Raw genomic sequence first — 9,318 nt, 5'->3', positions numbered from 1 at the left:
AGGGCATCCAGGGTGATCAGGGCATCCAGGGTGAGACCGGCCCCGAGCCCGGGGGCTTCGTCGAGCACGAGGCCGCCACCACAACCGTCCATGGCATCACTGACACGTCGGCGATCCTGCTGGGTGCGCTCGGTGCGACGGACAATGTGCTGCTGCGGTCGAATGGGACGGGTGGTCAAACCGCGCAAGGGTCGGGGATCAGTGTCAGCGACGCTAACGCGATCCTGTGCGCTGTCACGGACGCGACAGCGGTGCCGTTTACGTCGAAGGGCTATACGGCGCAAACCGCGAACCTGGCCGAATGGCAGAACAGCGCGGACACGGTGCTCGCGAAGGTCACCGCCGCCGGGTCAGGCCAGTTCGGCGGGCCGCTCAACAGTTTCGGCTCGCTGGATGTTGAGGCGTGGCAAACCACATCAGGATCGTGCGTGCTGGAGGGATATTCGGGGGCGCTCTACAACTATCAGTCACAATCCATGATCCTGTTGGAGAACCTGTATTACGATGGGGCGGCGTGGAAGTACAAGCGAGCCGCTGCTGCGTCGTACCTGTCCGTAGGAAACGACAACATTCACTTCTTGTTCGCTCCGGCTGGGAGCGCCGATGCTGCGGCGACACTGACGAAGCAACTTACCCTTAAAGCTGGTGGCGTTGGGTTCGGCGCCGCGGCCTCAGACATCGAGAACTGGGACACCAGCTCGGGTTCGCACGCGCTGGAAATGTACAGCTCAAGCATCTTCAACTACCGCACCACGAACCTGCTTATCCAACAGAACGCCTACTACGGCGACCCTGGCGCGGGCCTGAACTGGCGGTACAAGGCCGCCGGAACAGCGGGGCGGTTGAACCTCGCGGGCACGGGTTTAATCGTGAACACGGCTGTGTCTGGCGCGGAGGACGCCGCGATCACATGGGTCGAACAACTCAACATCTCCACCACGGCGGCTACATTCGCGCAACAGATCATCGCCAACAACGGCGTGAGTATCACCAACGCGAAGGACATCGTTCTCGGCACCACCACAGGCACGAAACTTGGCACCGGCGCGACACAGAAACTCGCGTTTTGGGGGCTCACCCCAGCGGTACAACCCACCGCCGTCGCTGACGCTACCGACGCCGCCGACGTGATCACGCAACTCAACGCGCTCCTATCCAGGATGCGCACCATCGGCTTGATCGCCGCCTAGGAAGGGACAAGTAATGGCTATCGACTTCGACGCTCGCCTCACCAAGCAGCAACAGGCCGCGCGCATCAAACAGGTGTACATCGACCCGTGGATATTGGAAGCGTTCGATTGGGAGCTGAAGCGGCGCCTCGCCGAGAAGGCGGGGGAGAGCGCGGAAACCCTCGCCGCGATCGGCGACAAGCTCACCGCGCTGGAGGCGTTGCTCACTGGTGCCGAAACGGAGCATGAGACCGCTGAGCTAGCCGCCGTGGCCGAGAAGGTCGCGAAAGCTGAAGCTAAGACGTAGCCATGATCACGCTCATCGAATGGGGCGCCGTCGCCGGGGCATTACTGGCGGTGCTCGCGCTCGCCGGCGCGATCCTCGCCGGATTCCGCCACGTCCTGCGGCTAGAACTCACCCCCATCGAAGAGCGCATGACCGCCATCGAAGAGCGCCAGATCGGCATCGTCGCGGTGATGACGCAGCAAGGATTCCGACCGATCCGAGGATTCAAGGAGGCACCACATGAGCATTCCGGTTGAGGCCCGAGCTGTGATCGAACGCGCGGTGAAGACCGCCGCGCAAACCGCTGTCGCCACCATCGGCACCGCCGCCGTGCTCCGCCTGCAAGACGTGGACTGGGTGGATGTGGGGTCAATCTCGGCGGTGGCCGCGATCCTGTCCGTGCTGACCAGCGTGGCATCCTGGGAGGTCGGTGCGCCGGGTCCGAGCCTGGGTGTCGAGGAGATCACCCCCCCCGATATTCCTAGCCGGATCGTGCCGGTCACTACCACTGGTGGGGGTTTCACCCCAGAGGTGAAACCAACCGACCGGGAGTCGCCCGATGAGGGCGGCGAGTGATGGGTTGGCCAGTGAGGGAGGAAGGATGTTCATTTCCCGACTGCGATAGGCCATATTCGGCGCGAGGCTACTGCGAGAGCCATTACTCCCAATGGCGAAGACATGGTGAAGTCAAGCCGCTGAAGCTGCTACCACCATTGGGCGAGCGACTACGCCAGCGTTCGAGCGCGAATCCGTCGTCTGGCTGCCGCGTATGGACGGGATCTGCCACAAATGCGGGCTATGGCGTCTCGACTCGGATGGTGAGCTACATCCGTCGCCGTGAGTCGTGGAAATGGCTGGAGGCAGTATGAGTTGGCGGCTGGCGGAATCCTTGGAAGCGTTGAGCGCCGAGGTGCGCGCGATCTGGCCGAATGCGACGATCTGGACCATTGGCGATGCGGCACATCGAGCGACAGCCAGCGACCATAATCCGACCGGTTTGGGTGTGGTGACCGCGATCGACATCATGGACTTCGGTGGCGTGAAGATCAAGCGGATTGCGCGCCGCGTGAAGAAGTCGAAACATCCCGCGCTTAAATATTGCATAACGAATCGCCGGATTTTCAGCGTGAAGTACGCCGATCAGGGCTGGCGTCCCTACACCGGCTCGAATCCCCACACTAGCCATGTGCATGTGAGTGTCGGTGTGGGTCCCGACGGCTGGTCCACCGGCCCCTACGATGACACGTCACCTTGGCGGATCAAACGCCGTAAGCGGCGTCGGGTCCTGCGCGAGGGCGATAAGGGTCGCGCCGTGAAACGGCTACAACGGCGCCTCAATAAGGATGATCCCGGGCCGCGCGACCTCGGTGTTGATGGGCGCTTCGGGCCACTCACCGCGAAACGAGTCCGGCAAGCACAACACAGGCACCACCTGGTCGTAGATGGTGTGGTTGGTCCGTTGACGTGGAAGGCACTGTCGTGATCGCGCTGCGCGCCAAGCTCGACGCGCTCACCTACCACCCTGACCGTTTGGTGCGGGAGGCGTGGCGGATCGTCCGCGAAGCCATAGCCAAGGCCACGCCGTGAACCTCCCGCCAGCACTGGGTTGGCTCGGGCTCGCGGGCTATGTGATCGCCTGGAATCGCACACAGGCGCGCACCTTGTCCTCGGGTTGCCACGCCGCGCTCACCAAGCCACTCACCGCTGTCCCGACACTGCTAGCGATCGGGACAACGGCCGCGCACCTACTCAACGTCATCCCGCACCAAGTGGATCCCTTCCACCTCGTCGGGAAACTCAGGAGGCGACCATGACGCGACGCCAAGCCTTCCTCGTCGAGGCCGTGTGCATGACGATCCTCGCTGTCGGGCACACCGTGACTTGGATCAAACGGCGGCTGCCGTGACACGGGTCTGGTCGGTGCTCGCGGAGAACCGGCAAACAGGCAGGGTCACGCGCGTGCACCGCAAGCTCGGTGGCGGATGGTCCACCAAGCCAGGCTTGGGTCGACGCAAGTTCACCAAGACTGAAGCTGAGGCCGCAACGTATTGGGTGCGGTCCGCTGGCCGTAATGTGTTCCGCACCCGCTCACCGTATCCGTGGCTGATCCTGGGCGGCGGCACCCACTGGCCCACGGACAAGCGCCTACTGCGGCGCCTCAATAGGATGGCGCGGCGCCTGCATCGCTGTATCCTGATCGTGTCCGGGCTGCGCACCCGCGCGCAGCAACAAGTCGTGTGGGACCGGTATCAACGCGACGGTTGGCCGATCGCCGCCTACCCCGGCACCTCCATGCATGAGACTGGCCGCGCCGCTGATTGCGGTGTCGTGGATCGAGGCCGGTACACGTCGCTCGCGGATTGGCGACCGAAACGTGTACGCCGCTTGGCTCGCCGTGTCGGGATCGTGTTCACGGTGCGCGGTGAGCCGTGGCACGTGGAGGCCCGCTGAGACTAGATTGATCGTTGCCCCGCCGGGATGGGACCCGGCCCAACGCCCCCGTTGACTTCGGTCAACGGGGGCGTTTCTCGCTGTCTGGGGATCAGAACGTCGAAGCGACCCGCGTCACGCGAGACCAAGACAAGCCCCGCCCACCCCAACGGAACGTGAACTCCACAGTCTCACCACGCGATCCTTTCAACGGGCATTCCTTGATGAACACCTTTACGGTGCGCTTCTTGAAGCGCTCCGACTTTATCCGTCGACCATTCCAATACCAACGCGACTGCACCACGGGCTTTCGCACCAGCCGCCCCCGGTAGCGTTTCGGCGCCCGCACCTTCACCAACACCTTCCCCACCCGGCAAGGGCGGGGATCGCGGTATTCGACCACGCGCGGCCCCGGCGCGCGCTCGACAACAGTCGGTATCGTCGCCGCCGACGCTGGCGAAGCGACCAAAACCAACACCACCCCAACGGCCACATATCCAATCCTCATACCCACATCATCCCTCCTGCGCGCATTGGACGCGCGCTAAGCCGCCGCCGCGACAGCCGCACACAACGCCTCATCCGCCACCGCCACATACGCCGCCGTCGACGCCGGGCTCGAATGCCCTAGCAGGGTCTGCACCGCCCGCAGGTCGTGCGTGGCCGCGTAGGCCCTCGTGGCGAAGCGATGCCGCAGCGAATGCGGACCCAAACCCAACACGCGCCGCACCATCTTGCCAACGGCGTCAACATGCATGTGCCCATCGCCCCACCGTGCCGGGAACAGCCACCCCGGAGGCGAGGACTCGACCCGTTGGCGCAGAGACGGCGTCACAGGCACCAGTCGCGCCCGTCCGCCCTTGCCCCGCACCCACAGCCCGAAGTCGTCCAGATCCTCCCGGCGGGCCTGGGCGATCTCGGCGCGTCGTAGCCCCGCGAATCCGGCCAGCATCAACGCCAGCTCGGCTCGTGGCGTCGCTGCTGCCACGGCGGCACGGAACCGCGCCTCCGGCGCCGGATGCGGCAGCGGCGGCGGGACACGCACTCCCGGTATGTCCGCGGTGGGATCGTCGCCGCGAATGCCCCGCTCCCGCGCCCAAGCGAAGAACCCACGCGCAGACGCTCGCGCTGACCGGCGCGTGTTCGGCGCCCATGTCTGCCCCGCCATCCAGTCGATCAAATGCTCTCGGGTCACGGCGGCAGGCTCGGGCATACCGGGGGAGCCGGCCAGGAGCGTCACCCAACGGCGCCGGGTGACGACGGTCGCGGGGGAGCGTCCGAGCGCGCGCAACTCACGCGCCCAAGCGTCTATCGCCGTCACCCACTCTGGCCCCATGTCGTCCTCCCAATCGTCGGAGAGGCCATGTCTACACTTGTCATGGTCAGTTGTCTCGTTAGGCGGCTATCCTCAACGCGGGGCGGTAGCTCAGTTTGGTCAGAGCAGCGGAATCATAATCCGCCGGTCGTGGGTTCGAGCCCCACCCGCCCCACCGGCGGCGACTGCGTGATCTTGTAGCGCTTCCGGCCACTTCTGAACGCGAAACCGGCCACATTTGGCCGATTTCGCTTCAAGATCACTAAGAAGGGCTGTGGCGCGTGCGGTGGGCGGACGTTCGTGCGGTCGGTCATCAACAACAATGACCGCCAACCGGCCGCGGAGCTCAGCGTATGCAGGCCAGTGGGCGCGCGCGCGGTTCTCAACGCAGGTCGAGCGTGGTCAGGTCCGTCATCGCGGCCAGCACCTCGAAGTCAGCATTGCGATGGACCACGGTGTCGCACAGTCTGAGGGCGACAGCGGCGATGAGGCAGTCGTTGAGACTGCGAACCGTCTTGCCTGAAGCCCTGGCAGCACGGAAGAGGGTCGCGGCCGTGTCGTAGTCGCTGGAGGCCTCAACGCCGCGGAGTGGCAGCGCATTGAGCCTGGACCGCACAAGTTCGAAGCGCCGCGCCCCTGCGAGAACTTCCATCAATATGGGCTCAGTCACGGCGAACTGATCTGCGCTCGCGGCCTTTAGGTCACCGAACGCCGGGAATTCCCCGCCCCCCGAACGCAGCTCCTCGATCCAGACCGAAGAGTCGATGATGAGCATGCGGGCTACACGACGTCGACGTGATCGTCGAACACGCTGGGCTCCTCGTCCCAGCCAGTGCCCGCGATGTCGTCCAGAAACGACGCCAGGGCCGAGCCCGTGAGCAGCGGCCCGACGAGTCGCCGCAGGGCCAGTTCGACAGCTGACTTCTTTGTCGGCAGACCGAATTTCTTCATCGCGCGGGCAACGAGTTCATCGTCGATATCGATGTTTGTGCGGCTCATGTGTAGAGCATACACCTTACGGCCTAGGCCGATCACGGAGCGAGAGGCCCTCGGGTCGCCCCCGGTCCCGACGATCGTGGCATCTGAGAAGCTGTGCCATGGCATTCGCGCTGCGTGACGCTTCGCTGGAATTGGCGGACTCGGCTCACGCCGCGACGTCCGCGTCGGAGCTCTGAAGGTCAGCGAAGTCATGGTGGCATGGGAGCCCGGAATCCGGTTCTCCTATGCGATGACCGCGATCAACCTGCCACTGGTTGACGCCATGCTCGCTGACTGGCAGCTGGCCGACCAAGGGGATGGGACGACTCGGGTTAGGTTCACGATCCACTACAGGATCAGACGCGAGCTGCGGGCCGTGCACCCGCTGGTTCGCAAGGCATTCGAGTCGACTCCGCGCAAGGGCATCGAGAAGCTTCCGAGCTACGTGGTTCGGGTGTCCGGAGCCTGAATCGCGGCAGCGGCACCACGTGGGTTCCCGGGTCCTCGCTCCCGCGGCTGGACTCGAACCAGCAACCTACCGGTTAACAGCCGGACGCTCTGCCATTGAGCTACGCGGGAATGCGCTTCGTCATCATACCGGCGGCCATGGCTGTCTCCGACTTTCGCCGATGGCGGTTTCGGGTATGCCGGTCAGTCAGTCACCTCACGGGATTGCCGTGGGCCAGGGTTGCCACCACCTGTCGACCCAGCCCTTGTACGCGACGAGGTCCTGGTTGTGGCACGACGCCAGATCAGGTCGCTTGGCAATGGCCAATCCGCCGTAGTACGACCAGAAGTCCGAGTCCATCTGCCACTTCCCGCGGTACGTCCCGTTGCTGCTGACAGCGGCGCAGTCCCCACCGGATTCCCGGCTGATGACCAGGCGTGCCGTCCAGGATGACAGGAACGCCTTGGCGCCGATGGACGCCCGATAAGAGCGGGATGCCTTTGCTTGCTCGCTGGCGGTCAAGTCGGGTGTCGGTGGTGTGACTCGATCCCCGAGGGCGGTCCAGGTCGCCTGGTCCACGACTCCGGAAGCGGGTAGCCCCGCGTCCTTCTGGAATGACTTCACAGCGGTCAGAGTCAGCGGTCCAAACCATCCTGACTGAGGAGTGACGCCCAGCGCCTCTTGCAGGGACGCTACCCATGCGGACGAGTGGCCGTACACCAAGGTTGGGTAGTCGCCGGAAATCGGTGGCGGCGGAACAACCCTGACTCCGAGCTTGCGCCAGGTCCGGGCGTTCACCTTGGCCTTGCGCCGCAGTCCCACCGATCCTCGGAACCGCTTGACTGCCCTTCCGGTGATCGGCCCGAAGATCCCATCAACTGGGCGCACTCGCAACGCCTTCTGCACGGCTGTCACCCAGGGTCCGCGTGACGAAATCTTCAGAATCGGCCTGGCCCGCGCCTCTGGCCAAGGCAGAGGCCGAGTCACGCTTGGCGGCGAGGCGGCGCCGGGGGCCGCGGGGGCTGCTGGGGCCGCCACGCCGGGGGCCGCCGCGGACAGGCACAGCACCGCGATCGCGGCGCCAACGATCCAGTTGCGGGTCAAAGGGGCCTCCTACCGGTCCTGTGGGGATCGACAATAGCGAAAAGCAGTTCTTGACCGCGCCGGGATTCCAGATGGGTATCTTGGTATGCGGCAGATGAAATGTGGCGAACACCACATGGCTCAGACTTCCGGGGGTCTGATCTGTGGGGTTCACTTGGCGAATATTGTCTGCTGCCGTGGCACAAGCGGGAGGTGGTCCGTGACCGAATCAGGTCCAATGCGCGTTCGCAAGATCTCGATTCACGGCCACCAACGAGCGTACGTAATGACCGGCAGGGGCCCGGTCGTGCTGTTGTTGCACGGGATCGGGATGAATCACAAGACGTGGCTCCCGGTGATCCCTAGCCTCGCCAAGAACTTCACCGTGATCGCGCCGGACATGTTGGGCCACGGGGAGTCCGACAAGCCTCGCGCGGACTACAGCATCGGTGGCTTCGCCAACGGCGTGCGCGACCTGCTGTCGGTCCTCGACGTGCCCAGTGTGACCATCGTGGGTCATTCCCTGGGGGGCGGTGTGGCGATGCAGTTCGCCTACCAGTACCCCCAGCTGACCGATCGGGTCGTGCTGGTAGCGAGTGGTGGGCTCGGGCGCAGCGTCAATCCCGTTATCCGCAGCCTGACCCTCCCCGGTTCAGGCGCGGTACTGGCGGCCGTCACGACGAGAGTGCTGCGGTCGCTGACCGTTCCGACACTCGTGAAGCTCCATCGCAGCGGGTTGCCCCTCACGGCTGACATGCATGGGCTCGCTGAGGTCTACGAGAGCCTTGGGGACAAGAGGTCGCGAGTGATCTTCCGGCACGTTCTCCGAGCGGCGGTCGATTGGCGCGGACAGCTGGTCACGATGATCGATCGTGCGTACTTGGCACAACATATGCCGTCGATGGTCATCTGGGGTGCGCGCGACATCGTCATACCTGTCAAGCACGCTTTCGCGGCGAACGAGCTGCTGCCAGGGTCCCGGCTGAAGGTATTCAAGGACTCGGGGCATCTGCCGCACGCCGACGAGCCTGAGCGATTCGCGGAGTGCCTAACCGATTTCGTGATGGACACGCCCGCCACTGAGCACAACCCGACATTCTGGCGAGACGCGATAGTTGCCGGCAATCCCAGCGCTAGAGCTAGGCGCCGCAAGGGTGACAGGACGGTGACTTTACCGCGTCAGGCTGACTCGCAGCCGGTGGAAAGCAGCGTCCAGGCGCTCTGAGGCGCAAATCGTCGGTTACAGAACCCGGGTCCTCTTAGCAGCAGGTCTCGACTGGCCGGTCCATTCCGTTCCTGACCAGTACCACTCTGTTCCGTCTTCTCGGGGCGAGTCGTACCAGCCAGAGGGGGCGGGAGGCTGTTTTCCCGCCTCGAGTCGGCGCCATTGGATGAACGCAGCGACCCCCCCGAAGAGCGCGGCGGCGAACATGAACGCGAAACTCGCGTCCAGAATCGCGGGGATGATGCTGCCTGTCCGGTAGGCGCCGCTGGTCCAGGCGCCCACCGCCACGACAAAGCCAGCTACGAGTCCGGTGATGATCCCCATTTGGGTCGGGGACAGCTTCTCGCGCACTTGGTCTCCTCTCGCCGGGTCCCATTGTCGGTT

At 64.6% G+C, this 9,318-nt stretch carries 15 protein-coding genes and 2 tRNA genes; 10 read left to right on the top strand and 7 right to left on the bottom strand.

Annotation, left to right across the window (positions count from 1 at the left end; genetic code table 11):
• From Q8P38_05580 to Q8P38_05550, 7 genes are all read left to right on the top strand, one after another.
• A partial coding sequence (locus Q8P38_05580) for a hypothetical protein (protein ID MDP4014069.1) occupies nt 1-1,190 on the top strand: 1,190 nt, incomplete at its 5' end.
• A gap of 13 nt (nt 1,191-1,203) precedes the next feature.
• A complete protein-coding gene (locus Q8P38_05575) occupies nt 1,204-1,476 on the top strand; it encodes a hypothetical protein (protein ID MDP4014068.1) in 273 nt (90 codons plus the stop codon).
• A gap of 2 nt (nt 1,477-1,478) precedes the next feature.
• Nucleotides 1,479-1,712, top strand: a complete 234-nt coding sequence (locus tag Q8P38_05570; GenBank protein MDP4014067.1) for a hypothetical protein — start codon at nt 1,479-1,481, stop codon at nt 1,710-1,712.
• On the top strand, nt 1,696-2,031 hold the full coding sequence (locus Q8P38_05565) for a holin (protein ID MDP4014066.1): 336 nt from the start codon (nt 1,696-1,698) through the stop codon (nt 2,029-2,031). The genes Q8P38_05570 and Q8P38_05565 overlap by 17 nt, the downstream gene beginning before the upstream one ends.
• A 313-nt stretch (nt 2,032-2,344) precedes the next feature.
• A complete protein-coding gene (locus Q8P38_05560; GenBank protein ID MDP4014065.1) occupies nt 2,345-2,938 on the top strand; it encodes a peptidoglycan-binding domain-containing protein in 594 nt (197 codons plus the stop codon).
• Nucleotides 2,920-3,042 (top strand): hypothetical protein, encoded by a 123-nt coding sequence (locus Q8P38_05555; GenBank protein ID MDP4014064.1) that lies wholly within the window; start codon nt 2,920-2,922, stop codon nt 3,040-3,042. The genes Q8P38_05560 and Q8P38_05555 overlap by 19 nt, the downstream gene beginning before the upstream one ends.
• A gap of 315 nt (nt 3,043-3,357) precedes the next feature.
• A complete protein-coding gene (locus Q8P38_05550; protein MDP4014063.1) occupies nt 3,358-3,906 on the top strand; it encodes a M15 family metallopeptidase in 549 nt (182 codons plus the stop codon).
• 91 nt (nt 3,907-3,997) lie between these two features.
• On the opposite strand, the gene Q8P38_05545 is transcribed toward Q8P38_05550, so the two are convergent.
• Together Q8P38_05545 and Q8P38_05540 are read right to left on the bottom strand one after the other, a co-directional pair.
• Nucleotides 3,998-4,378, bottom strand: a complete 381-nt coding sequence (locus tag Q8P38_05545; GenBank protein ID MDP4014062.1) for a hypothetical protein — start codon at nt 4,376-4,378, stop codon at nt 3,998-4,000.
• 51 nt (nt 4,379-4,429) lie between these two features.
• Entirely contained in the window at nt 4,430-5,221 is a 792-nt protein-coding gene (locus tag Q8P38_05540) for a tyrosine-type recombinase/integrase (GenBank protein MDP4014061.1), read from the bottom strand.
• Nucleotides 5,222-5,300: 79 nt separating this feature from the next.
• Here Q8P38_05540 and Q8P38_05535 point away from each other — a divergent pair.
• A tRNA-Met gene (locus Q8P38_05535) sits at nt 5,301-5,375 on the top strand.
• 207 nt (nt 5,376-5,582) lie between these two features.
• Here Q8P38_05535 and Q8P38_05530 read toward each other — a convergent pair.
• Together Q8P38_05530 and Q8P38_05525 are read right to left on the bottom strand one after the other, a co-directional pair.
• The gene (locus Q8P38_05530) at nt 5,583-5,975 is read right to left on the bottom strand and encodes a PIN domain-containing protein (GenBank protein ID MDP4014060.1); all 393 of its coding nucleotides are present in this window, start codon (nt 5,973-5,975) and stop codon (nt 5,583-5,585) included.
• 5 nt (nt 5,976-5,980) lie between these two features.
• Nucleotides 5,981-6,199, bottom strand: coding sequence for a type II toxin-antitoxin system VapB family antitoxin (locus Q8P38_05525; protein MDP4014059.1), 219 nt, complete (start codon nt 6,197-6,199; stop codon nt 5,981-5,983).
• Nucleotides 6,200-6,329: 130 nt separating this feature from the next.
• Between Q8P38_05525 and Q8P38_05520 the strand changes: the two genes are divergently transcribed.
• Nucleotides 6,330-6,647, top strand: coding sequence for an SRPBCC family protein (locus Q8P38_05520; protein MDP4014058.1), 318 nt, complete (start codon nt 6,330-6,332; stop codon nt 6,645-6,647).
• 38 nt (nt 6,648-6,685) lie between these two features.
• On the opposite strand, the gene Q8P38_05515 is transcribed toward Q8P38_05520, so the two are convergent.
• Together Q8P38_05515 and Q8P38_05510 are read right to left on the bottom strand one after the other, a co-directional pair.
• A tRNA-Asn gene (locus Q8P38_05515) sits at nt 6,686-6,757 on the bottom strand.
• Between the two features lie 85 nt (nt 6,758-6,842).
• Complete coding sequence (locus tag Q8P38_05510; protein ID MDP4014057.1) at nt 6,843-7,730, bottom strand: peptidoglycan-binding protein; 888 nt, start codon at nt 7,728-7,730, stop codon at nt 6,843-6,845.
• A 199-nt stretch (nt 7,731-7,929) separates the two neighbouring features.
• On the opposite strand from Q8P38_05510, the gene Q8P38_05505 reads away from it, so the two are divergent.
• Complete coding sequence (locus Q8P38_05505; protein MDP4014056.1) at nt 7,930-8,934, top strand: alpha/beta fold hydrolase; 1,005 nt, start codon at nt 7,930-7,932, stop codon at nt 8,932-8,934.
• A 15-nt stretch (nt 8,935-8,949) separates the two neighbouring features.
• Here the strand turns inward: Q8P38_05505 and Q8P38_05500 are convergent, their stop codons facing one another.
• Nucleotides 8,950-9,285, bottom strand: coding sequence for a hypothetical protein (locus tag Q8P38_05500; protein MDP4014055.1), 336 nt, complete (start codon nt 9,283-9,285; stop codon nt 8,950-8,952).
• Nucleotides 9,286-9,318: the final 33 nt, after the last annotated feature.

This window comes from Candidatus Nanopelagicales bacterium (assembly GCA_030700225.1).
Lineage (GTDB): Bacteria > Actinomycetota > Actinomycetes > S36-B12.
The sequence above is the reverse complement of the archived record's forward strand: the minus strand, read 5'-3'. Positions and strand labels throughout refer to the sequence as shown.

Excerpts from the sequence above, each read along its gene's own strand:
- Q8P38_05525 (MDP4014059.1), bottom strand. The coding sequence starts at position 6,199 with ATGAGCCGCACAAACATCGATATCGACGATGAACTCGTTGCCCGCGCG.
- Q8P38_05530 (MDP4014060.1), bottom strand. The coding sequence starts at position 5,975 with ATGCTCATCATCGACTCTTCGGTCTGGATCGAGGAGCTGCGTTCGGGG.
- Q8P38_05540 (MDP4014061.1), bottom strand. The coding sequence starts at position 5,221 with ATGGGGCCAGAGTGGGTGACGGCGATAGACGCTTGGGCGCGTGAGTTG.
- Q8P38_05570 (MDP4014067.1), top strand. The coding sequence starts at position 1,479 with ATGATCACGCTCATCGAATGGGGCGCCGTCGCCGGGGCATTACTGGCG.
- Q8P38_05565 (MDP4014066.1), top strand. The coding sequence starts at position 1,696 with ATGAGCATTCCGGTTGAGGCCCGAGCTGTGATCGAACGCGCGGTGAAG.
- Q8P38_05575 (MDP4014068.1), top strand. The coding sequence starts at position 1,204 with ATGGCTATCGACTTCGACGCTCGCCTCACCAAGCAGCAACAGGCCGCG.